This window comes from Suttonella sp. (assembly GCF_056855035.1).
Genome location: NZ_JBXGGR010000069.1, coordinates 15,094 through 35,972, shown reverse-complemented (window position 1 = coordinate 35,972; position 20,879 = coordinate 15,094). Strand labels below are relative to the sequence as shown.

The 20,879-nt window shown below is 48.6% G+C and carries 22 protein-coding genes and 1 pseudogene; 12 read left to right on the top strand and 11 right to left on the bottom strand.

Translation table 11 applies throughout. The features are described from left to right. Positions 1–131: pseudogene (locus ACJHVI_RS06295) on the top strand (IS30 family transposase); the annotation flags it as partial. A gap of 245 nt (positions 132–376) precedes the next feature. Here the strand turns inward: ACJHVI_RS06295 and glpT are convergent. Beyond that, positions 377–1,822, bottom strand: coding sequence for a glycerol-3-phosphate transporter (gene glpT / locus ACJHVI_RS06290; RefSeq protein WP_483183834.1), 1,446 nt, complete (start codon positions 1,820–1,822; stop codon positions 377–379). A gap of 171 nt (positions 1,823–1,993) precedes the next feature. Here glpT and ACJHVI_RS06285 point away from each other — a divergent pair, with 171 nt between their 5' ends. Beyond that, positions 1,994–2,647, top strand: coding sequence for a thiamine diphosphokinase (locus ACJHVI_RS06285; RefSeq protein ID WP_483183833.1), 654 nt, complete (start codon positions 1,994–1,996; stop codon positions 2,645–2,647). On the opposite strand, the gene brnQ is transcribed toward ACJHVI_RS06285, so the two are convergent. Then, the gene (gene brnQ / locus ACJHVI_RS06280) at positions 2,625–3,974 is read right to left on the bottom strand and encodes a branched-chain amino acid transport system II carrier protein (RefSeq protein WP_483183832.1); all 1,350 of its coding nucleotides are present in this window, start codon (positions 3,972–3,974) and stop codon (positions 2,625–2,627) included. The genes ACJHVI_RS06285 and brnQ overlap by 23 nt on opposite strands. A 294-nt stretch (positions 3,975–4,268) precedes the next feature. Here brnQ and ACJHVI_RS06275 point away from each other — a divergent pair, with 294 nt between their 5' ends. From ACJHVI_RS06275 to dhaK, 4 genes are all read left to right on the top strand, one after another. Beyond that, positions 4,269–5,834 carry a glycerol-3-phosphate dehydrogenase/oxidase gene (locus ACJHVI_RS06275; protein WP_483183831.1) on the top strand — a complete coding sequence of 522 codons (1,566 nt, stop codon included), beginning with the start codon at positions 4,269–4,271 and terminating at the stop codon, positions 5,832–5,834. A 25-nt stretch (positions 5,835–5,859) separates the two neighbouring features. After that, positions 5,860–7,353: a glycerol kinase GlpK gene (gene glpK / locus ACJHVI_RS06270; protein ID WP_483183830.1), complete on the top strand. Its 1,494-nt coding sequence runs from the start codon at positions 5,860–5,862 to the stop codon at positions 7,351–7,353. Between the two features lie 3 nt (positions 7,354–7,356). Then, positions 7,357–8,091 carry an MIP/aquaporin family protein gene (locus ACJHVI_RS06265; RefSeq protein WP_483183828.1) on the top strand — a complete coding sequence of 245 codons (735 nt, stop codon included), beginning with the start codon at positions 7,357–7,359 and terminating at the stop codon, positions 8,089–8,091. Between the two features lie 74 nt (positions 8,092–8,165). Beyond that, the gene (dhaK, locus tag ACJHVI_RS06260; RefSeq protein WP_483183827.1) at positions 8,166–9,230 is read left to right on the top strand and encodes a dihydroxyacetone kinase subunit DhaK; all 1,065 of its coding nucleotides are present in this window, start codon (positions 8,166–8,168) and stop codon (positions 9,228–9,230) included. 121 nt (positions 9,231–9,351) lie between these two features. On the opposite strand, the gene ACJHVI_RS06255 is transcribed toward dhaK, so the two are convergent. From ACJHVI_RS06255 to aroG, 3 genes are all read right to left on the bottom strand, one after another. After that, the gene (locus ACJHVI_RS06255; RefSeq protein WP_483183826.1) at positions 9,352–9,798 is read right to left on the bottom strand and encodes a hypothetical protein; all 447 of its coding nucleotides are present in this window, start codon (positions 9,796–9,798) and stop codon (positions 9,352–9,354) included. A 128-nt stretch (positions 9,799–9,926) separates the two neighbouring features. Further along, complete coding sequence (locus ACJHVI_RS06250) at positions 9,927–10,274, bottom strand: hypothetical protein (RefSeq protein ID WP_483183825.1); 348 nt, start codon at positions 10,272–10,274, stop codon at positions 9,927–9,929. After that, on the bottom strand, positions 10,271–11,323 hold the full coding sequence (aroG, locus tag ACJHVI_RS06245; RefSeq protein WP_483183824.1) for a 3-deoxy-7-phosphoheptulonate synthase AroG: 1,053 nt from the start codon (positions 11,321–11,323) through the stop codon (positions 10,271–10,273). The genes ACJHVI_RS06250 and aroG overlap by 4 nt, the downstream gene beginning before the upstream one ends. Before the next feature lie 222 nt (positions 11,324–11,545). On the opposite strand from aroG, the gene azu reads away from it, so the two are divergent. Further along, entirely contained in the window at positions 11,546–12,037 is a 492-nt protein-coding gene (gene azu, locus ACJHVI_RS06240) for an azurin (protein WP_483183823.1), read from the top strand. Between the two features lie 69 nt (positions 12,038–12,106). Continuing rightward, positions 12,107–13,111 (top strand): MBL fold metallo-hydrolase, encoded by a 1,005-nt coding sequence (locus tag ACJHVI_RS06235; RefSeq protein WP_483183822.1) that lies wholly within the window; start codon positions 12,107–12,109, stop codon positions 13,109–13,111. Positions 13,112–13,127: 16 nt separating this feature from the next. Here ACJHVI_RS06235 and ACJHVI_RS06230 read toward each other — a convergent pair whose 3' ends face one another. Continuing rightward, a complete protein-coding gene (locus ACJHVI_RS06230) occupies positions 13,128–14,216 on the bottom strand; it encodes a lipid A deacylase LpxR family protein (RefSeq protein WP_483183820.1) in 1,089 nt (362 codons plus the stop codon). A 114-nt stretch (positions 14,217–14,330) separates the two neighbouring features. On the opposite strand from ACJHVI_RS06230, the gene ACJHVI_RS06225 reads away from it, so the two are divergent. From ACJHVI_RS06225 to ACJHVI_RS06210, 4 genes are all read left to right on the top strand, one after another. Next, positions 14,331–15,056 carry an endonuclease/exonuclease/phosphatase family protein gene (locus ACJHVI_RS06225; protein WP_483183819.1) on the top strand — a complete coding sequence of 242 codons (726 nt, stop codon included), beginning with the start codon at positions 14,331–14,333 and terminating at the stop codon, positions 15,054–15,056. Further along, entirely contained in the window at positions 15,049–16,341 is a 1,293-nt protein-coding gene (gene argA, locus ACJHVI_RS06220; RefSeq protein ID WP_483183818.1) for an amino-acid N-acetyltransferase, read from the top strand. The genes ACJHVI_RS06225 and argA overlap by 8 nt, the downstream gene beginning before the upstream one ends. A 17-nt stretch (positions 16,342–16,358) precedes the next feature. Continuing rightward, a complete protein-coding gene (locus ACJHVI_RS06215; RefSeq protein WP_483183817.1) occupies positions 16,359–16,745 on the top strand; it encodes a diacylglycerol kinase in 387 nt (128 codons plus the stop codon). Positions 16,746–16,820: 75 nt separating this feature from the next. Then, positions 16,821–17,060: a FitA-like ribbon-helix-helix domain-containing protein gene (locus ACJHVI_RS06210; RefSeq protein ID WP_483183815.1), complete on the top strand. Its 240-nt coding sequence runs from the start codon at positions 16,821–16,823 to the stop codon at positions 17,058–17,060. A 100-nt stretch (positions 17,061–17,160) separates the two neighbouring features. Here ACJHVI_RS06210 and ACJHVI_RS06205 read toward each other — a convergent pair whose 3' ends face one another. The 5 genes from ACJHVI_RS06205 to ACJHVI_RS06185 form a co-directional block, all read right to left on the bottom strand. Then, positions 17,161–17,631, bottom strand: a complete 471-nt coding sequence (locus ACJHVI_RS06205; protein WP_483183813.1) for a type II toxin-antitoxin system VapC family toxin — start codon at positions 17,629–17,631, stop codon at positions 17,161–17,163. After that, a complete protein-coding gene (locus ACJHVI_RS06200; protein WP_483183812.1) occupies positions 17,628–18,767 on the bottom strand; it encodes an AAA family ATPase in 1,140 nt (379 codons plus the stop codon). The genes ACJHVI_RS06205 and ACJHVI_RS06200 overlap by 4 nt, the downstream gene beginning before the upstream one ends. A 160-nt stretch (positions 18,768–18,927) precedes the next feature. Continuing rightward, the gene (locus ACJHVI_RS06195) at positions 18,928–19,218 is read right to left on the bottom strand and encodes a cupin domain-containing protein (RefSeq protein WP_483183811.1); all 291 of its coding nucleotides are present in this window, start codon (positions 19,216–19,218) and stop codon (positions 18,928–18,930) included. An 84-nt stretch (positions 19,219–19,302) separates the two neighbouring features. After that, positions 19,303–20,382: a class II fructose-bisphosphate aldolase gene (gene fbaA / locus ACJHVI_RS06190; protein ID WP_483183810.1), complete on the bottom strand. Its 1,080-nt coding sequence runs from the start codon at positions 20,380–20,382 to the stop codon at positions 19,303–19,305. Between the two features lie 83 nt (positions 20,383–20,465). After that, entirely contained in the window at positions 20,466–20,867 is a 402-nt protein-coding gene (locus tag ACJHVI_RS06185; protein ID WP_483183809.1) for a hypothetical protein, read from the bottom strand. Positions 20,868–20,879 lie beyond the last annotated feature (12 nt).

Genomic DNA, 20,879 nt, shown 5'->3' with positions numbered 1-20,879 from the left:
AGGATATAAACCGGTGGAGCGATGATTATATTCAATTGGTCGTCGACAAATTAAATCTACGACCGAGAAAGTGTTTAGGCTGGAAAACACCTTATGAAGGTTACTTTAAAAAAGTATTGCACTTGGTTTGACAATTCAAGCCATAAAAACAAACTTAACCAATACAATCGGGGGAAGCAGAAATTCTGCTTACATAGCATATAACCATCTGATATAGCGATACAAAACTTTTATGTATCCGATTGAACAACAGATCATCTGTAGTTTCAAACATTTATCTTTATTATGAATCGACTATACTTTTTCAGTTTCCCGCATCAGTAATGCAAAAAAGGGAAGCATATGCTTCCCTCTCTCTATACCTATCTATCGAAGATTAGGGATTAAGACGCTCGCTTTCAGCGATACGCGCTTTATGTTTGCCTTCTTCAATCATGGTAATGAATAACAAGATAACGGCAAGAACACTACCTGCGATCATCACATAGAAACCGCCGTCCCAACCGTATTTATCCGCAGCCCAGCCTACAACTGCTGATGCAGATACCGTACCGCCGAGATAACCGAATAAACCGGTAAAGCCGGCTGCGGTTCCCGCCGCTTTTTTCGGCGCCAACTCGAGCGCATGCAGACCAATCAACATGACAGGACCATAGATGAGGAAACCTACCGTAGTCATTAAAATAAAGTCGGTTAATTGATACGGGTTGTTATACCAATGTGCATAGTTGGCGATTTCCGCTTCAGGAGTAGCAGGGTTTTTCCATAAGGCGAAAACAGCAACCGTAGTTAAAATCATAAAGATGAAACCGGTTAAACCACGCTTGCCTTTAAAGACCTTATCCGATGCCCAGCCGCATAATAAGGTGCCGGGAATGGCGGCCAATTCATAAATGGTATATGCCCATGCCGTGCCTTTAATATCGAAATGCTTGACTTCACCCAAATAAACCGGCGACCATTTCAATACGCCGTAGCGAATGAGATAAACGAAAACGTTTGCGATGGCGATGTACCATAACAGACGGTTTTTTAGGACATAAGTAACGAAAATTTCTTTGACGCTCAGTTCGTGTTCATAGGTTTTTTCGTTGTAATCGTCCGGGTAATCGTTTTTGTATTCTTCAATTGGCGGTAAGCCGCAAGATTGCGGAGTGTCGCGCATTAAGAGAAGAATCGGCACGGAGACGATCATAGCCGCAATACCCGGCATATATAAAGCCTGCTGCCAAATATCGACTGCTTCGGCTTTTACGCCGTGTTCGCGAAAATATAGCCAACCTGCTAATAAGACCATTAATCCAGGCACCATGCCGCCAAGATTATGTGCGCAGTTCCAAATAGATACGATGGAACCACGCTCGGATTTTGACCACCAATGCACCATGCTGCGTCCGCAAGGCGGCCATCCCATACCTTGGAACCAGCCGTTGAGGAAAATCATGAGAAAGGCTACTGGTACGCCCCATGTGACAATTGATGTGGTTCCCATCAAAGTCATACATAAGCCTGACAGGAACAAACCTAAAGGTAGGAAATATTTAGGGTTTGAACGGTCGGAAATCATTGCCATAAAGAATTTCGACAGACCGTAGGCAAGACCTGCGGCGGCGCCGATAGTACCTAATTGAGTTTTGGTATAAATACCTGCTTCAATTAAGCCTTTTTGCGATAAATCGAAATTCGCACGAACAAAATAATATGCCGCATAACCAAAGAAAATCCCAGAAAACACCTGCCAACGTAGGCGGCGATAGGTGGGATCTATTTGTTCGGCGGGCAAGCGCGGTTTATGCGCTGCAGGTTTTAAAAAACCAATCATAATCCACTCCTTGAAAGAAAAAAATAATAACAGTTACCCATAAGGCATGTGCAGTGTAAACATAGCTGCAATCCATATCAAATGTTTATTACTGTTTTATTGCCAAATATCCGTATTTACATATTTTTTATTTTGTTTTATTTTGTCGTTTTTCCACATGAAGTAACACAGATGCACAGAAAAAGAGTTTGGATTTTACTTGCCGGCGATTATAGCCCTGCCCCTATTGCGCCTGATAAAGAGGATTTTGTGATTGCTGTTGACGGCGGCATTGCACATGCCGAAACCTGCGCTTGGACTGTAGATTTGTGGATTGGAGATTTTGACAGCAGCCAAATTACAGCTACGCGCGCCGCTATTGCGCGTGCAGCATTTTCAAGCGATAAATCTCAAACCGATTTTGAATTGGCATTGGATTATGTCGGCAGACATTTTCCGGAAGCATTGCTGTACATTCTTGGTAGCGGCGGGAACGAAGCGGATCACGAGTTTGCCAATTTATGGGTGCTGCCGCAAATTTCAGCGCCTGTGATTTTGTGGCGCAATCATGCCACGATTGTGAAAGCACAGGGAGCAAAGAAGATTCAATGGCAGGGCAAAGTGGGGGATAAAGTGAGTCTGTTTGCTTTTGAACGCTTGCAAGGATTGTCTTATCAAGGTTTACGTTGGGTGGCGGATAATGCCTGCGTAGAACCGCATGTTGCCGCCTTTGCGCGTAATGAGATGCAGGCAGAGACGGCAAGCATGTCTTGGGAAAGCGGCGCGGCTTTAGTGTTTTTAGCGCCGCTTTCCCTGCCGGAGATTAGTGATGACGGCGCGGAATGAGGGCGGAAATCACAAAAGCAATGAATGCGGGCGGCAGCCATGCCAAGCCGTATTGGTATAAAGGCAGATTTTCGCTCAACCATTGTTTTGTGCCGTCGCTAAAACCGAAGCTGACTTGATAGCTGTCCATCAGCGCGAATACTAAGGTAACCGCTATCGTCAATACATAAACATGGCGTTTGCCGGCAAAGAGTCTGTCCAGCAGCAACAGAGCTACCAAAACGATGGTAAGCGGATAGAGCAAGACTAATACCGGAATAGAGAAGGCGATAATCCCGTTCAAACCCTTATTTGCCAAAATCAGCGAGACCAAGGTAAAGAGATAGGCGTATTGGCGGTAGCTAAGGCGCGGATATAATTGCGTAAAATAGCTTGCGCAAGCGCTAATCAGACCGACAGCGGTCGTCAAGCAAGCCAATAAGACAATGCTTGCCAAGACGATTTTTCCTGCCAAGCCGAAATAATGCTGCGTGACGGCAGCAAGGATTTGCGCACCGTTTTTCATTTCCATGCCCAAATGCACGCTGGCGGCGCCAAGCAGACCGATAAAGTAATATACCGTTGCCAAACAGAAAGCGGCAATCAAAGCAGCCTTAAAAGCCAATTGACTGACTAATAGAGAATCTTGCACATCGAATGCCTTAATCGCATTGATGACAATTACCACAAAGACCAATGCCGCCAAGGCATCCATCGTGTTGTAGCCTTCTAAAAATCCTTTGACCATTGCTTGGCTGACATAATCGGCTTGCGCGGCAGGCAGCACCGCATCTTCTCCGCCTAAGGGCGAGATAATTGCCGCCGCAATCAGGCTGGTAATCGCCAATAACAGTAGAGGTGTGAGAATTTTGCCGATGCGATCGACCAATTTGCTCGGGCTTAATGCCAGCACGCAGGCAAGGGCAAAAAATACCGCACTGCTGCAAAAGAGCAGAATCGCTTTTGTATTTTCGCTTGCCTCGCCGATGAAGGGCGTGATACCAATTTCATAAGACACAGTTGCCGTGCGCGGAATGGCGAACAAAGGTCCGATAGACAAATATAAAGCCACCGTAAACATTACACCGAAAGCAGGATGCACACGTCCCGCCAATTTTTCGATTTCGTATTCGCCACTTTGCACGATGGCGACAATCGCCAATAAAGGCAAACCCACGCCTGTGATTAAAAAGCCTAAAATCGCAGACTGAACTTGTTCGCCTGCCTGCAAGCCTAAAAAAGGCGGGAAAATCAAATTCGCCGCGCCGAAAAACAGGGCGAATAGCATGAGACCTACAGCAAGAACAGGCACTTTCTTGCCATGGCTTGGAGCGGATGATGTTGCCATAAATGATCCTTTTAGCAGTTGTAAAGTCCTAACTATAGCATCATATTAGATATTGAGAATATTTTTCTAAAACATCTTTATTGAAGATGCTGCACAGAGATATGTGTGAAAATGAGGATATAGCAGATTTTTTTGCAGACTAGACGATTAAAATCTGCAAAAAAGTGAGGTTATTTTGTTAAAAATAAGCATTATTTATCATTTTTTTTGCTATCTCATCTTGTAGCCATTCGCGCTTAGTGCTACATTTGGCTTACTAAAACCTCAGATACTTTTTTACATTAGGAGTTCATCATGCACAGAGCAGCTGGAATAGAAAAATTATCCACCCAAAATGAATGGGACGTCATCATCATTGGCGGCGGTGCAACAGGACTGGGCGCGGCGCTTGATGCGGCAAGCCGAGGTTACTCCACGCTTTTGTTAGAAGGTAAAGATTTTGCCAAAGGAACTTCCAGCCGTTCGACCAAACTTGTGCACGGCGGCGTGCGTTATTTGGCGCAGGGCGATATAGCATTGGTACGCGAGGCTTTGCGCGAACGCGGACGGCTTGCCAAAAATGCGCCGCATTTGTTTAAAACCCAAGCCTTTATTATCCCCGGCGAGCAATGGTGGACAGCGCCTTATTATACTTTCGGACTCTGGCTTTATGACCGCTTGTCGGGCAAATTGAGCATCGGACACACCCGCCATCTTTCCGAGCAAGAATCGCGTCGTCGTTTAAGCGGGGTTAAAGAAGAAAAACTGCGCGCCGGCGTGTGCTATTACGACGGTCAATTCGACGATGCGCGTTTGGCTTTGACTTTGGCGCAAACTGCCATCGATAAAGGCGCGACCGTACTCAATTATTGCTTGGTTACGGCTTTGGAGAAAAATGCGGAAGGCAAAATTTGCGGCGTGAGCTGTAAAGACGGCGTCAGCGGCGTGGAATATAGTTTGAAAGCCAAAGCTGTCATCAATGCCACAGGCGTTTTTGCCAATGACATTATTGCGATGGACGAACCTGGCGAAAAAGCGCGTATTGTGCCCAGCCAAGGCGTGCATATCGTTATAGACGGCGATTTCCTTCCTGGCGACGATGCTTTGATGGTACCTAAAACCAGCGACGGGCGCGTCTTGTTCGCTGTGCCTTGGCATGGCAAATTAGTGGTCGGCACTACCGATACCTTGATTAAAGACGTGCATTACGAGCCTAAGCCCTTGGAAGAAGAGATTGAATTCATTCTCAAAACCGCCAAAGATTACCTCAAACGCGCACCGACGCGTGCCGATGTGCGCAGCATTTTCGTCGGACTGCGTCCGCTTGCCGCGCCGAAAGAAGAGGGCAAATCCACTAAAGAAGTTTCGCGCAGCCATAAAGTCGAGGTCAGCAATTCCGGTTTGGTGCATATTTTCGGCGGCAAATGGACGACTTACCGCCAAATGGCGGAAGATACCGTCGATGCGGCGATTACTGCCGGTTTATTGCCGCAGAAAGCCTGTCAAACGGTAGAAATGCCTTTGCACGGCAGCCTCAGCGGTGCACATTTAGACGACAGCCATATGGCGGTTTACGGTTCGGATGCGGAAAAAGTTAACGCTTTAGCCGCGCAAGACAGTCAATTGGCAGAAAAAATTCACGCCGATTATCCTTATACTTTAGCGCAAGTGGCTTGGGCGATTGAGCATGAGCTGGCGCTGACCTTGGAAGACGTACTGGCACGTCGCATCCGTTTATTATTCTTAGACGCCCGTGCCGCCGGCGAAGCGGCGCAGAGGGTCGCAGAATTTATGGCAACGCGTCTCAATTGGGACAGCATTCGCCTAAATAGCGAGATTGAGGGCTTCAAATCCTTAGTCGAGCAATATACTTTGTCATAAATCATAGAGAAACAGGAGATTAGACATGGCAAAATATGTGATTGCCCTTGATCAGGGCACCACATCCTCGCGTGCGATTATATTTAACCACCAAGGAGAAATCGTAAATGTCGCACAAAAAGATTTCACGCAACATTTTCCGGAGCCGGGCTGGGTAGAACATAACCCCGAAGCGATTTGGAGTACGCAGCTTTCCGTCATGCAGGAAGCGATTGCCAAAGCGCGGGTGCGTGAAGATGACATCGCAGCGGTGGGGATTACTAACCAACGCGAAACCACGATGATTTGGGACAGAAAAACCGGCGAACCGATTGCGCGCGCGATTGTCTGGCAAGACCGCCGCACCGCGCGCTATTGCGACAGCTTGAAAGAAGAGCACGGCGAATTCATCCGCAAGAAAACGGGATTGGTCATCGATGCCTATTTCTCCGCCAGTAAAGTGCGTTGGCTTTTAGATAATGTCAAAGGCGCGCGTGAGAAAGCGGAAAAAGGCGAATTGGCATTCGGCACGGTGGACAGTTGGTTGGTATGGCGTTTGACCGAAGGCAAAGTGCATGTAACCGACCCGAGTAATGCTAGCCGCACCATGTTGTTCAACATTCATACCATGCAATGGGATGATGAATTGCTCGAACTCTTCCAAGTGCCGAAATCGCTGCTGCCGGAAGTCAAATCCTCCAGTGAAATTTACGGCTATGTCGATAGCCGCTACATTCAAGGCGGCAAAGTGCCGATTGCAGGGATTGCCGGCGACCAACAAGCGGCTTTATTCGGGCAAATGTGTACCAAAAAAGGTATGGTCAAAAACACCTACGGCACCGGCTGCTTCCTGCTGATGAATACCGGCGAAGAAGTGGTGGAATCGAAAAATAATCTGCTTTCGACCGTTGCTTGGAAAATCGGCGACAAAACCACTTATGCGCTGGAAGGCGGCGTATTCGTAGGCGGTGCGGCGGTTCAGTGGGTACGCGACGGCTTGCGTGCCATTCGTACTTCCGATGCGATTAACAGCTTGGCAGCAACTGTGGAGGACAACGGCGGTGTTTATTTCGTGCCTTGCTTGGCGGGCATGGGCGCGCCACATTGGGACCAATACGCCCGCGGCACCATCATCGGCATCACGCGTGGCACTACCGATGCCCACATCGCGCGCGCGACCTTAGAAGGTATTGCTCTGCAGGTGCGCGACATCGTGCGGGCAATGGAAAAAGACGTCGGCCAAGAAACTCAAGAATTCCGTGTTGACGGCGGCGCGTCCGCCAGCGATTTGCTCATGCAAATTCAAGCGGACGTCTTCCAATTCGACATCATTCGTCCGAAAGTATTGGAAACCACCGCTTTGGGTGCCGCCTATTTGGCAGGTTTGGCAGTCGGTTTCTGGAAAAGTACTGAAGAAATCAGCGACCAATGGCAAAAAGACCGCAGTTTTAGCCCTGCAATGGAGAAAGAAAAACTGGAAAAAATCTTGCGCTATTGGGATAAAGCGGTCAAAGCCGCGCAACATTGGATTGAGGAGTAAATTATGAGTCCTTTTATGTCAGAACTCATCGGCACCATGATTCTTGTTTTATTAGGTAATGGTGTAGTGGCAAACGTCGTGCTGAAAGGCACCAAAGGCAACAGCAGCGGCTGGATTGTGATTACTACCGCTTGGGGCTTCGCCGTTTATGTCGCGGTCTTGGTATCGGGCGCTTCAGGTGCACATCTCAATCCTGCGGTTACCATCGGATTGGCGGCAGCCGGCAAATTTGCCTGGGGCAGTGTCGTGCCTTATATCATCGCACAATTCATCGGCGGCGCTTTGGGCGCTTTGTTGGTCTATACCGTGTATATCGACCATTTCAAAGTAACGGAAGACGAAGGTGCCAAACGTGCATGCTTCTGTACCGAGCCAGCCATCCGCAATTACCGCAATAACTTCATCAGCGAAGTCATCGGTACTTTCGTTTTGGTATTCGTCATTCTGTACATCGCCGGCGCGGAATTCGCCCCCGGTACAGCTGAAGCTGCACCAATCGGCTTAGGCTCATTGGGTGCTTTACCGGTCGCGCTCTTAGTGTGGTCAATCGGCTTAAGCTTAGGCGGAACCACGGGTTATGCCATCAACCCAGCGCGTGATAATGCACCGCGCGCGGTATTAACCTTCATCGGCAGCAAATTCAACACCCGTCCGGATTGGGCTTACGGCTGGATTCCCTGTGCCGGCCCTGTCGCAGGTGCTATTTTAGCCGCCATCGTTTATCACATTTTTAATTAGCCGATGGCTAAATAAACACAAGGGCTTGGCGCTTGACCGCACTAAGCCCTTTATTTTTAATAAGGAATTGGATTATGAAAAAACTCATTAACCGCGTAGAAACCGTTTTAACGGAACAATTGCAAGGATTTGTCGGCGCCCATGAGGGATTGAAATTACACAGCGACCCGACGTTCATCACCAGAAAAGACGCGCCGATAGTTGATAAAGTCGCCTTGGTCAGCGGCGGCGGCAGCGGACACGAACCCATGCACTGCGGCTTTATCGGCGACGGTATGCTGGATGGCGGCGTACCCGGAGAAATCTTTACCTCGCCCACGCCCGACCAAGTACTGGCCTGCGCGCAAGCGGTCGATAGCGGCAAAGGCGTATTGCTGATTGTGAAAAACTACACCGGCGACGTACTCAATTTTGAAACCGCTACCGAATTGGCACAAGATTTAGGCACGGATATCGGCTTTGTATTGGTTGATGATGATGTTGCGGTTAAAGACAGCACGTGGACGGCAGGACGGCGCGGCGTTGCCAATACCGTCATCATGGAAAAACTGCTCGGCGCGGCGGCACGCGATGGCGCCGGTCTTGACGAATTGGTGCAACTCGGCAAACACATCAATAACGAAGGCTTCTCCATCGGCATCGCCCTAGACGCCTGCACCGTGCCGGCAGCCGGCAAACCGTCTTTCACATTGGCGGAAAACGAAATCGAATTCGGCGTCGGCATACACGGCGAGCCCGGCATCGAACGCCGCCAATATCAAAATCTTGATACCGTCGTCGATCAAATGTTCGCCACCTTGATGGAAAACGGCGCCTACAGCCGCACCCTGCGCAACTGGAATAGAGAAAGCCGCACTTGGGACGAAGAAGTCAGCGAGAAAAGCCCGTTGAAAAGCGGCGATAAAGTCATCGCCTTAGTGAATAATCTCGGTAGCGTACCGGTATCGGAGCTATACGGCGTGTATCATCGTCTGCAACAGCGTTGCGCAGAGCAGGGCATTGAAATTGCCCGCAGCCTTGTCGGTTCTTACTGCACCTCGCTGGATATGCAAGGCATCTCCATTACCTTAACCCGCGTGGACAACACACTCCTTAAATATTGGGATGCACCGGTCAAAACCCCCGGCATGACATGGTAATTTGGAACATAAAAAAGGCTAGGAATTCCTAGCCTTTATGCGAATCAAAGAAGTAGAAATATAAAATCCATGTATTAAATTTTTCCATTCTTTGATGATATTCATCGGCAATGCGTCGTGCTTAGTCTAATTTACACTGCGCTTTTTTCGCTTCCACGCCTTCCATATAAGGCCGCATCAATTTATCGACATCTTCTTCAGATTTCGCATTCACAACCGCTTTTTCCATCTCAGAAAACATCTCTTTTAAATCGACTTGATCATAAAAACAAGCGCAAGCCTTGGCATCTTCCTCTGCGGCGCAATCTTTCTGCATCGCCGCTTTCAAAGGCTCAGCATGTTTTGACATATCTTGAAACATTTTTTGAGCGACTTCTTTTTCATCGATTTCTTTGCCGCCGTTTGCCATAGCGGCAGTCATCACCGACATCATCACTTCCTGCATCATCGATTCGGCAACTTTCTCAGATTCCTCTCCTGTGTGGAAAATGCCGTCAAAGCTCTCCATTTGTGCAAAGGCATGATGGCTGCATACGGCTAATAAACTCATCGCTAATAATTTTTTCATATTGATTCCTTAAACGTTAGGGGCATTTCAATTAAATGCGCCGCCTATTATAGCGCTTATTGATAAATATCGCCTTTTAACTTCAAAAAACGGTATTCAGCGCTTTCTCATATGCTTTTGCAGCAGGATTAAAACAGACCTTTTAATTCCCGATAACAAACCACCACCGTCGGCGCAATCATCTCAAGTAAAATCTGCGGGCGCTTACGCTCGTTCGCCAGTCCGATCATTTGCTCGCTGTTCATGTTTTTTGCCGCTTCCTGCGAAGCGCATTGGCAGACTTGTCTTTTGTAATAATCGGCGTCATTGCCCAAGGCGATTTTGCCCAACTGCCATATTTGCTGCCCTTCGATATAGCGGTGGCATTCATTATTCAGCCATGTGGCGGCAAGCTGCTGCCCGACGCCCATGCCGTTTTGATTGGCGCAGCCTGCCAATGCCGCGCCGCAGAAGAGGATAAAAAAGACGTTTTTCATGCCATTCTCGCTTTGGCGGCTTGTGCCAATTCGGCAAGGATTTTTTCGGTATCCGCCCAGCCGATGCAGGCATCGGTAATGCTTTGTCCATAGACTTCCGCTTTGCCGTCAATCAATTTTTGACTGCCGGCGACCAGATGGCTTTCAATCATCACGCCGAAAATCGCCGTGTTTCCCGCTTGGATTTGCGCGCAGACATCTGCGCCGACCAACATTTGCCGCTCATATTGCTTTAAGGAGTTGGCATGACTGAAATCAATCATGATTTTTGCCGGCAGTCCTGTTTTTTCCAATAAGGCTTCGCAGTCGGCAACCGATTGTGCATCGTAATTCGGCGCTTTGCTGCCGCCACGCAGGATGATATGCGCGTCTTCATTGCCTTTGGTGTTCACAATGGCGGAATGCCCGAATTTGGTAACGGATAAAAAGGCATGCGGCGCATTCGCGGAAGCGATGGCGTCAACAGCTATCTGCATGTCGCCGTTGGTGGCGTTTTTAAAGCCTACGGGGCAGGATAAACCCGATGCCAATTGGCGGTGCACTTGGCTTTCAGTAGTGCGCGCGCCGATTGCGCCCCATGCGACCATATCGGCAATGTATTGCGGGGTAATCATGTCTAAAAATTCAGTCGCCACCGGCATGCCCATTTCATTGAGCGATAATAATAGATGACGGGCGTGGCGCAGGCCGTCATTGATGGCAAAGCTGCCGTCTAAGAAAGGATCGTTTAAAAAGCCTTTCCAACCGACGGTGGTGCGCGGTTTTTCAAAATAGACCCGCATAACGATTTCAAGACTGTCTTGATATTGCTCGCGCAGCGGCAGCAAGCGATGGGCGTAATCTTTTGCCAGCTCGGTATCGTGAATCGAGCAGGGCCCGATAATGACCAGCAAACGGCGATCTTGCCCGTGCAGCATGGCATGAATTTTATCTCGCGTCGTTTGGGTTAATTCCGCCGCTACTTGGCTTAGGGGATATTTTTCCAGCAAGGCAATCGGCGGCAGCAACTCGCGAATCTGCGCAATGCGTAAATCGTCTGTGTTTTTCATAAATCCTCAAGATAAATCCAATGATAAACGCCGCATCATAGCTGTAAATGCTCGGATTGACAAAGTATTCGACAGCAAAATGCGGATTATTAAGCCACACTTAGGATTGATTTCTATCAACACCTTACCATTTTGTTTGATAACTTTACCTCAAGGCGAAGATTGCGCTATTATCAGCATAATGCAAACCGCATTATTTTGATTAATTGAAGAGGAACTTCCATGAAAAAATTGATGATTTCAACATTATTGGCTGCTTTAAGCATGAACGCGATGGCGCAAGAGGCTGCAAAAGCCGAAGAAGCGGCGGCAGCCGGCGCTGATAAATGCGCTATCACTATCTCCGGCGATGATGCAATGAAATTCGACGTTAAAGAATTCAGCATCAATAAAACCGAATGCCCTGAATTTACCGTCACTTTGAAACACGTCGGTAAATTGCCTGCAGCGGCAATGGGACACAATGTCGTGGTAACCAAGAAAGCCGATATGGAAGCCGTCGCTAAAGATGCTATTGCTGCCGGTGCTGCTAAAGAGTACATCAAAGAAGGCGATGAGCGCATTGTTGCCCACACCAAATTGCTGGGCGGCGGTCAAGAAGATTCTGTAACTTTCAAAACCGAAGGTTTGGAAGCCGGTACCGAATACGAATTCTTCTGCAGCTTCCCCGGTCACTATGCTGTGATGAAAGGCGGCATTACTGTCAGCGAGTAATCGCCATACTGACAAAGCCTCGCCGATGCGAGGCTTTTTTCATGTCTGCCCTTAAAAACTTTGCCTTAAATGAATATCCTAGAACCGCAAGCGCCTCAACAACACAAACGGCGTTTCCCGACGGCTAAACGTGCGCCGCTGCATCCGCTCGGCACTTGTCAGGCAATCGCGCAGTTGATTTTCTTGCCGCAACGCTACCGCCCGCCCGAGGCGCTGCCCATGTCTTCGCCCAATTGGGCGGATTTTCTTGCGCCCAATCCGCAGCAGGCGCAATTCATTTGGTTCGGACATTCCAGCCTTTTGGCGCAGATGCAGGGGCAAAAGATTTTCTTTGACCCTGTCTTTGCCCGCTATGCCTCGCCGATTCCGATAATGGCGAAACGTTTTCAGACAGCGCCTACGCCGCTAGAAGCCCTGCCGCGAATGGATTGGATTATCATCAGCCACAATCATTACGACCATCTTGACCGCCACGCTATACGTTTTTTTGCCCGCCAAAAGCAGTGCCGATTTGCCGTACCGCTGGGTTTGGGAAAATGGCTGGCGCAATGCGGCGTTTCCAAAGCACGCATACAGGAGCTGGATTGGTGGCAGTCGCTAGATGTATCTGACGAAGTGCGCCTGCATGCCCTGCCCAGTCTGCATTATTCGGGGCGGCATCTGTTTGATGGCAACCGCTCGCTGTGTTGCAGCTATGCTCTGTGCAATGCACAGGAAAAATTCTATTTTTCCGGCGACAGTTTCTACGGCGGCGGCACCCATTTCGCCGCCATCGGGCAAAAATTCGGCAGTTTCGATGTGGCTTTTATTGAAAACGGACAATATCACGCGGCTTGGCGCGACAATCATATGCAGCCGCAAGACAGCGTCAAAGCGGCGCTTGAGCTGCAAGCCCGCCGCTTTATGCCGATACATTGGGGTGCTTACGCCTTATCGCCGCATGCTTGGAATGCCCCTGTGATAGCCAGCAGCGCAGAAGCGCAGAAAGCAGGCGTGGATATGCTGACGCCGCTGATGGGCGAGGTTTTTTCCGCCCACAGCCCTAGCCGCTCATGGTGGCGCGATAAAGAGTAATGCCCGCCACCGACATTTAAAAGCGGTAATTCAAGGAAATCGAGCCGAAGGTCGATTCTTTGCTGTGCGGGGATTTGAATTCTTTGCTGCGCCAGTTAAAGGTATAGCTTAAGCGCAGGCGGCGATAGGTATAGGCCGCACCGATTTCCGCATCATAGACAATCGGTTCTTTTTTCACGCTATAGCTGTCTTTAAAAGTATTGCCGTCAAGGAAGATATTGCGCGCCACCGCTCGGGCATCAAAGCCGGCAAACAGCATCCAAGAATGCCCGCTCTCCGGCGTTTCAAAAAATCCGCTGCCCGGAATGGCGGGACGCACACGCACAGGACGGGTCTGCCAAGGCATATCCTGCGGCATCAAATCCAGACTGAATCCCGCATTGGCATAGGTGTACACCGTTCCCAAAGTGACGCCGAAATGCGGATTAAAGCGGGTGTACAGACTGTCGCCGATTTTGCTGCGCCACAGCCCCGGATAGCTGCGCTCCCAAGAGAGCATCGCCACAGGCTCGTCGGAAATTTGATGCGCCCAGCCCGCAGGTTTTTCCGCATCAATCAGTTTATGAAACTCCGTCTGCACCTGCTTGCCCAAAGCAGAAGGACCGACCATGCCCAGCGTCAATTCGACATCATCAATATAATTATCCACCGCCGTGCTCACGCCGACCGAGCCGTATAAAAAGCCGGCATAAGGGCGGTCGCCCTCAATCACATCCGCCGCCGAAATATCATGCGGCGTATAAATATTTTGCCCCAGCGAATAATAGCTGGTCGTGGTTTTATTGACTTGGAACATCGGCAATACCCTGTCCAGCCAATGAATCAAGGCGGGTTGATCGCGCCCCACGTCAAAATACGTCAAACGGATGCCGTTGGTATAATCGCGGTCGCGTCCGGAGCCGAACAAATCATTTTCCGAGCTAATCGTGAAAAAACGCTCGTTCTCGCGCAAAATATCCGCCGGAATCTCCGCTGCGATATTGCTGGGTCTGCCTTCCGGTACGGGTGCCGGAGTCGGCGCAACAGAGAACAAAGGACTTGCCGTCTGCGCCCAAATCAGACCGGAAAACGAGAACAGCCATGCAAAAATCATCGGGTTTTTCATCTTTTCCCCAAAGGTCAAAAAAGCCTATTATCGCATAAGCCGTATGGCGGCGTTTGCGGCATATGGCATTGAAGCAAGTGCCGCTATATAATTCAGGATTTTAACCGGGCAGCCATGCGCATTTTAAGCTACAACATCCAAGCCGCGATTCATTCGAAAAGCTACCTCAGCTACAGCTACCAATGGCCGCGGCAACTCCTGCCCACGCCCGCCAAAAAGCGCACCCTTGAGCGAATTGCCGAATTTCTGCGCGATTTCGATGTCGTCTGCCTACAAGAAATCGAACTGGGCGGACTGCGCAACGGCTTTAAAAGCCAGCATGCGCAATTGCTGGAACTGACCGATTTTCCCTATGATGTGGTGCAAACCAACCGCCGCGTCGGACAACTGTCCCTGCACGGCAATCTCATCCTCAGCCGCTACCCCCTCAACATCATCCTAAACAGCCCCCTGCCCTCGCAAATTAAAGGACGCGGCGTATTGGCGGCAAGCATCGAACTGAACGCCCAAGACACACTCCTGATTGCCAACACCCATTTAAGCCTCGGCAAACTCGACCAACACCGCCAATTGCGCTTTATCCGCACCCGATTGCAAGACCATGACAACATTCTGATTTGCGGCGATTTGAATTGCCGCCCCGACAGCAGCGCGCTGCGCGTTCTGACCGAACACGGCTACCGCCTGCTCGGCAGACAGCAAGCCAGCTTTCCCAGCTGGAAACCGCAGAAAGCCCTCGACCATGCGCTCTTTAACAGCTGCTTGGCAGCCGATGCGCAAATCCTGCCCTTTCGTGCCTCCGACCACCTTCCCCTAGCCATTACCATCCACCATGAATAGCCAAGACTTTCTCTCCTTTTTCCGCCAAGCCGCGCCCTACATCCACTGCCACCGCGGCAAAACCTTCGTCCTGCATTTTGAAGCCGACTTCAACAATCCGCACATGACTGCCATGCTGCACGACTGCGCCCTCCTGCACAGCCTCGGCATCCGCCTCATACTCGTACCGGCGATTCGCTGCCAAATCGAACGCAACCTTGCTGCCGCAGGACTCAGCTCCCGCTTTAGCGGCAACTACCGCATCAGCGAAAAAGCCCATATGCCTGCCATCATCAACGCCGCCGGCAGCGTGCAACTCGCCATTGAAGCCACCCTCTCCATGGGCGCGGTCAACTCCCCCATGCAAGACGCCGCCGTTCAAATCAGCAGCGGCAACTACCTCGCCGCCAAACCGCTGGGCATTCTCAAAGGCATCGACTTTGCCATGACCGGTAGCATCCGCAAAATCCACACCGAAGCCATCCGCAAACACCTTGCCGACCACGCCATCGTCCTCATGAACTCCATCGGCTTCAGCAACACCGGCGAATGCTACAACCTCAACAGCGACGAAATCGCCGCCGCCACCGCCGCCGCCGTCAAAGCCAACAAACTCATCTACCTCAGCGCCCAAGTCGAAAACTACCTTGCCGCCCAATACCCGCACCAACTCAACCCCGCCGCCGCCCGCCACAGCCAATATCCCGACACATGGCTCTGCCAACGCCTCAACCTCGCCGCTAATGCCTGCGAACAAGGCATCGCCCGCGTGCATCTCATCGACCACGCACGCGAAGGCGCACTCCTGCAAGAACTCTTTACTCGCGACGGCAAAGGCATCATGGTAACCGCCGAACACTACGACCAACTGCGCCCCGCCACTACCGACGACATCAACCACATTATCGCCCTCATCCGCCCCATGGAAGAACAAGGCATACTCGTGCCGCGCAGCCGTGCCACGCTGGAACAAGAAATCGAACACTTCCACGTTCTCATGCGCGACAATACCATCATCGCCTGCGCCGCCCTCTACCCCTATCCGCAAGAACAGACCGCCGAACTCGCCTGTCTGGCAGTCGCTCCCGAATACCGCCAACACCACCGCGCCGACTACCTGCTCGCCGAACTGGAAAAACGCGCCCGCAGCATAGGACTGCGCAGCCTCTTCCTACTCACCACCCAAACAGGACAATGGTTTGAAGAACGCGGCTTCACGCCGATTGACATCAGCGAACTGCCGCAGAAAAAACAAGACAACTACAACCGCGCGCGCAACTCGCGCCCCTATCGCAAAACACTCTGAACAAGGACAGACAACTCATGGAAGACAAAGACATCAAAACCAACGACATGAAAGGCAAAGACGGCTGGCAGCGCATTATCAACGCCGCCCATTACTCCAAAGACGGCTTCATCGCCGCCTTTCGCCACGAAGCTGCCTTCCGCCAACTCAGCATCGGTAACGCCGTTTTATTCATCGCCGTATGGTGCCTCGACTTCAGCGCTGCCGAACGCATGATGCTCATCGCCGCCTCCTGTCTCTCCATCATCGTCGAACTCTTCAACACCGGCATTGAAGCGACCATCGACTACATTTCCTTGGAAAAACATCCGCTTGCCAAACGCGCCAAAGACGTCGGCTCCGCCGCGCAATTCATGGCAATGTGCCTAATCGGCATCTTATGGCTGATTGCCCTGTTCGGCTAAAGTTCGCTTAGCCGTATTGCCAGCACTTTTGAATAAAGATAGCATAAGGCACTCTGCCAGCCATCAGGAGCCGCCATGCTCTCTGTTTTCATCAAAAACCTGTCCGAAGCCACCCACCATGCTATCAAAATGCGTGCTCGCGCCGCCAGTCACAGCACGGAAACGGAAATCCGCCTGATTTTGGACAATATTGCCCGCAGTCAGCACAAGGTAAAATTAGGCTCGATGCTCGCCGCTATCGGTCAGGAATCAGGCGGCATGGATTGGGATAATCTGCGCGACAACAGCACCGAAGCGGCAGTCTCATTCGAATGATTCTGCTCGATACCAATGTCATCTCAGAACCCTTACGCCCGCAGCCCGATGCCTCTCGCCATTTACTGATATATAAAACAAATAGTTAATAGAAATATTATCAAAAATTATCGTTTTTCTCGCGTAAATATTGCTCATATAAAGCACCTATTGCATTCATATCACGATCTTTTGAAAGAATATCTAAATTATATATTTTTGCCGTAGCAAAATGAAACATATCAAATTGATATTTTTCAATATTTTTTTCACCACTCTGCTTTTGCTTTACTAGTTCTTGTTTTGCCCTATCCAAACGAAATAAATTTCTAGCCAAATCAGAAATATCATTATTTATTTCAATAGTTTGAATTTGTCTTAATGCTTCTTTTAGTTTCTTTAATCTATCTGTATCATTCCAATCTACGCCGCGCAAAACTTCATGACGAATCAAAGGTGTTAAAAAGAACAATGCCTCAGAGGCTTGCAACTTATCTTCGAAATCACGCAACACCTCGGCTTTTTTAGTTGAATCTGCTTTAGGATCTGCCAAATAAATCAGATAATTTGTATCTAATAAATACCCTTTCATTTACCACTCTCCAAGTTTGCCAATTCTTTCTGCACTAATTGTAATAATGCTTGTTTGGCTTCTCGCTGTCCCTCATCTTCTACCCATTTGATTTTTAATTTATTTAAATTAACATCAAAGGCATCGTCTAATAAATCAATAAATGAAACCGTACTTGGGTAATCAATTAATTTTGCATAAACTATACCATCTTGATGACGTTGCAAACGATAGGCTTCGCCATGATTTAACTGACTGATTACCAATGACGAATGAGTAGTAATAAAAAATGTTGTATTTGGAAACAATTGCTTTAACAAAGGAATAATCTTCACTTGCCATTGATTATGTAGATGACTTTCGATTTCATCAATTAATACATACCCCTGCACATTAGCAATTTGGCTTTCATTAGTAAAATAGCTATAACCGGCTATAATTGATTGAATTATTTTTAAAATTGATGAAAACCCGCTTGAAAGTTCAGACAACTCTCTTTTCTGTCCTTCTATTTGAATAAAAACACGATTATCACCGGATATCTGAATAAATTTGGAATCAATTCTGTCATCTACCTTATTCAATAAGAACAAAAGCGTAGTCAATTCAATTTCTCGATTATCTTCTTTTGCTTGATAAGGATTAGCAGATTGCGCTCTTTGCACGATCCATTCTTCAAGATCAACATCCATATTCAAATTTTTCAAAATTTCAGGATTACTATTAAATCCATTCAATATATATTTTATATAATTTTCCAAACGTTCTTTTTTATTACCAATATGACTGATACTTTGTCCATGCCTGGTAATTCTTCCTCGCTGCTGTGCAGAAAGATATACAAAGGGCAATGAATATTCTATATTTTTAAAAGGATTAATATCTTTGTTAAAACCCTTTATTACTTCAAAAGTATTTCCATCTAAATTCAATAATTTGAATGGAATAAAATTTGGATCCACCCAAAAAATCTTATTTTTTACAAAATTACTACTAAACAATAATGTACTAAATAAGCTTTCTAAAAACTTCGTTTTCCCTACGCCATTTTCACCAATAAAAGTATATACCCGCTGATTAGGCAGCAATGTAGCTTCTATTGTGCCCACGCCTTTCACTTGCTCAAAGCGTATCTTTTTATCTAAAGAAAATTCCATTATCTTCTCTCCTATAGGATTTTATTTAAACAACCATTTTACAACAATCAGCGTATCAATAGATATTTCTTCCGATTGCACGTTCCTATTATGATTACTCAATTGTTTACTCGCCACCTAGCGTGTTATTTACCGCCATTCCACTCAACTAATCTTCCGCTTAGCCGTATTGCTTCACCGCCAATATCAGCGTCTTATCCGCCAAAGCGCGGACAATATGGCGCTCGTTCGGTTCTAGGCGCGCAATTTGGTAGGGAATGAGTTCCTGACTGTCTTCGCCGCTGCGAATTTGCGCCCGTCCGCTCAGCATAATCAAGAGTACAATGGCATCTACCTGATAAGGCTGCATTTCATTGCCTTTTTGCATGACTAATTGCACCAATTCCTGCCGTTCGTCCTGCGCGATAATGCCGCCGAGAAAGGCTTGGGGGTCTATATTGACTATTTGCATTTCTGCTCCTTTCATTTTTATTTTAATCGGTTATAAAAAAACCGCCTGATGTCAAACAGGCGGTTATCTTGTAGCGCTTAAGAATTACAGCACATCGCGGCAATTCAAATCATCAAAAGATTGCTCCAAGCGCTTAGACATGGCTTCTTCCATTTTGCGCAGCCAGACGCGCGGATCGTAGTATTTTTTATTCGGCGCATCGGGTCCTTCCGGATTGCCTAATTGTCCTTGCAGATAGGCTTCATTGGCTTTGTAGAAATCTAAAATGCCGCTCCATGCCGCCCATTGGGTGTCGGTGTCGATGTTCATTTTAATCGCACCATAGCCGATGGCTTCGCGGATTTCTTCGCGACTTGAGCCTGAACCGCCGTGGAAGACGAAATCAATCGATTTTTCCGGCAAATTGCGTTCTTTAGACACAAATGCTTGCGAATCGCCCAAAATGGAAGGTTTTAATTTCACATTGCCGGGTTTGTACACGCCATGCACGTTGCCAAATGCCGCCGCTACGGTAAAGCGCGGGCTGATGGGATTCAATTGGTCATAGACGTAAAGCACGTCTTCAGGCTGGGTGTATAAGCGCGACTCGTCCACGTCCGAATTGTCCACGCCGTCTTCTTCGCCGCCGGTAATGCCGATTTCAATTTCCAGAGTCATGCCCATTTTGTCCATACGCGCCAGATATTCGCGGCAAATCTGCATATTTTCTTCGATGGATTCTTCCGATAAATCCAGCATATGAGAGGAAAACAGCGGTTTGCCCGTTTCGGCGAAATGTTTCTCGCCCGCCTCAAGCAGTCCGTCAATCCACGGCAATAATTTTTTCGCGCAGTGGTCGGTATGCAGGATAACCGGCACGCCGTATTCTTCCGCCAAAGTATGTACGTGTTTGGCACCGGCAATTGCCCCTAAAACGTCAGGACGCGCACCGCTGCTCGGCTTAATGCCTTTGCCGGCATAAAAGGCGGCGCCACCATTCGAAAACTGGATAATCACGGGCGCTTTAACACGCGCAGCTGTTTCCAATACGGCATTGACGGAATCGGAACCGACGCAATTGACCGCCGGAATGGCAAAGCCTTTTTCTTTGGCATAGGCAAAGATTTTTTGCACGTCGTCGCCGGTAACTACGCCAGGGTTCACGATATCTAACAGTTTAGTCATGGTTTTTCCTTAGTGAAGGGTTTGAGAAGCCGCCATTATAACGCTTTTACTATATTCATGTTGAAGGCTCTGCAAAACCTGATTTATTTTCGTCCCTTGCTTTGATGCCGCTTGACCACAGGCTCAATTTTGCTGCAGATTTCTTCCAAATGCAGGTCAATCAGATAAACCATCGACACGAATTGCCGGTCGCGCTCGCTCAATTCGCCTTGCGGAAAATTCAGGCGCCGCAGCGGTTTAAAGACGTCGTTTTCCAGTTTTTCGCGTTTTTCCAGCAAGAAGGAATAGCAGCGCATGCCTTCAATAATCAATTGTTTATCATCGGGTTTGGCGGCTAAATCCTGCGCCGTCTGCACGCAATTCTCCGCCACCGCATGCACCATTTTGACGTATTCAAAATGCGCTTTCACCAGTTTTTCGCTGCGGCTCTGCGCCCATGCCGGCAAGCATAAGCAGAAAAGAAAGATCAGGATTTTTTGCATCATTTCTGTGTTATC

Coding starts and splice junctions, on each gene's coding strand:
- glpT (WP_483183834.1), bottom strand. CDS start 1,822: ATGATTGGTTTTTTAAAACCTGCAGCGCATAAACCGCGCTTGCCCGCC.
- ACJHVI_RS06285 (WP_483183833.1), top strand. CDS start 1,994: ATGCACAGAAAAAGAGTTTGGATTTTACTTGCCGGCGATTATAGCCCT.
- brnQ (WP_483183832.1), bottom strand. CDS start 3,974: ATGGCAACATCATCCGCTCCAAGCCATGGCAAGAAAGTGCCTGTTCTT.
- ACJHVI_RS06275 (WP_483183831.1), top strand. CDS start 4,269: ATGCACAGAGCAGCTGGAATAGAAAAATTATCCACCCAAAATGAATGG.
- glpK (WP_483183830.1), top strand. CDS start 5,860: ATGGCAAAATATGTGATTGCCCTTGATCAGGGCACCACATCCTCGCGT.
- ACJHVI_RS06265 (WP_483183828.1), top strand. CDS start 7,357: ATGAGTCCTTTTATGTCAGAACTCATCGGCACCATGATTCTTGTTTTA.
- dhaK (WP_483183827.1), top strand. CDS start 8,166: ATGAAAAAACTCATTAACCGCGTAGAAACCGTTTTAACGGAACAATTG.
- ACJHVI_RS06255 (WP_483183826.1), bottom strand. CDS start 9,798: ATGAAAAAATTATTAGCGATGAGTTTATTAGCCGTATGCAGCCATCAT.
- ACJHVI_RS06250 (WP_483183825.1), bottom strand. CDS start 10,274: ATGAAAAACGTCTTTTTTATCCTCTTCTGCGGCGCGGCATTGGCAGGC.
- aroG (WP_483183824.1), bottom strand. CDS start 11,323: ATGAAAAACACAGACGATTTACGCATTGCGCAGATTCGCGAGTTGCTG.
- azu (WP_483183823.1), top strand. CDS start 11,546: ATGAAAAAATTGATGATTTCAACATTATTGGCTGCTTTAAGCATGAAC.
- ACJHVI_RS06235 (WP_483183822.1), top strand. CDS start 12,107: ATGAATATCCTAGAACCGCAAGCGCCTCAACAACACAAACGGCGTTTC.
- ACJHVI_RS06230 (WP_483183820.1), bottom strand. CDS start 14,216: ATGAAAAACCCGATGATTTTTGCATGGCTGTTCTCGTTTTCCGGTCTG.
- ACJHVI_RS06225 (WP_483183819.1), top strand. CDS start 14,331: ATGCGCATTTTAAGCTACAACATCCAAGCCGCGATTCATTCGAAAAGC.
- argA (WP_483183818.1), top strand. CDS start 15,049: ATGAATAGCCAAGACTTTCTCTCCTTTTTCCGCCAAGCCGCGCCCTAC.
- ACJHVI_RS06215 (WP_483183817.1), top strand. CDS start 16,359: ATGGAAGACAAAGACATCAAAACCAACGACATGAAAGGCAAAGACGGC.
- ACJHVI_RS06210 (WP_483183815.1), top strand. CDS start 16,821: ATGCTCTCTGTTTTCATCAAAAACCTGTCCGAAGCCACCCACCATGCT.
- ACJHVI_RS06205 (WP_483183813.1), bottom strand. CDS start 17,631: ATGAAAGGGTATTTATTAGATACAAATTATCTGATTTATTTGGCAGAT.
- ACJHVI_RS06200 (WP_483183812.1), bottom strand. CDS start 18,767: ATGGAATTTTCTTTAGATAAAAAGATACGCTTTGAGCAAGTGAAAGGC.
- ACJHVI_RS06195 (WP_483183811.1), bottom strand. CDS start 19,218: ATGCAAATAGTCAATATAGACCCCCAAGCCTTTCTCGGCGGCATTATC.
- fbaA (WP_483183810.1), bottom strand. CDS start 20,382: ATGACTAAACTGTTAGATATCGTGAACCCTGGCGTAGTTACCGGCGAC.
- ACJHVI_RS06185 (WP_483183809.1), bottom strand. CDS start 20,867: ATGATGCAAAAAATCCTGATCTTTCTTTTCTGCTTATGCTTGCCGGCA.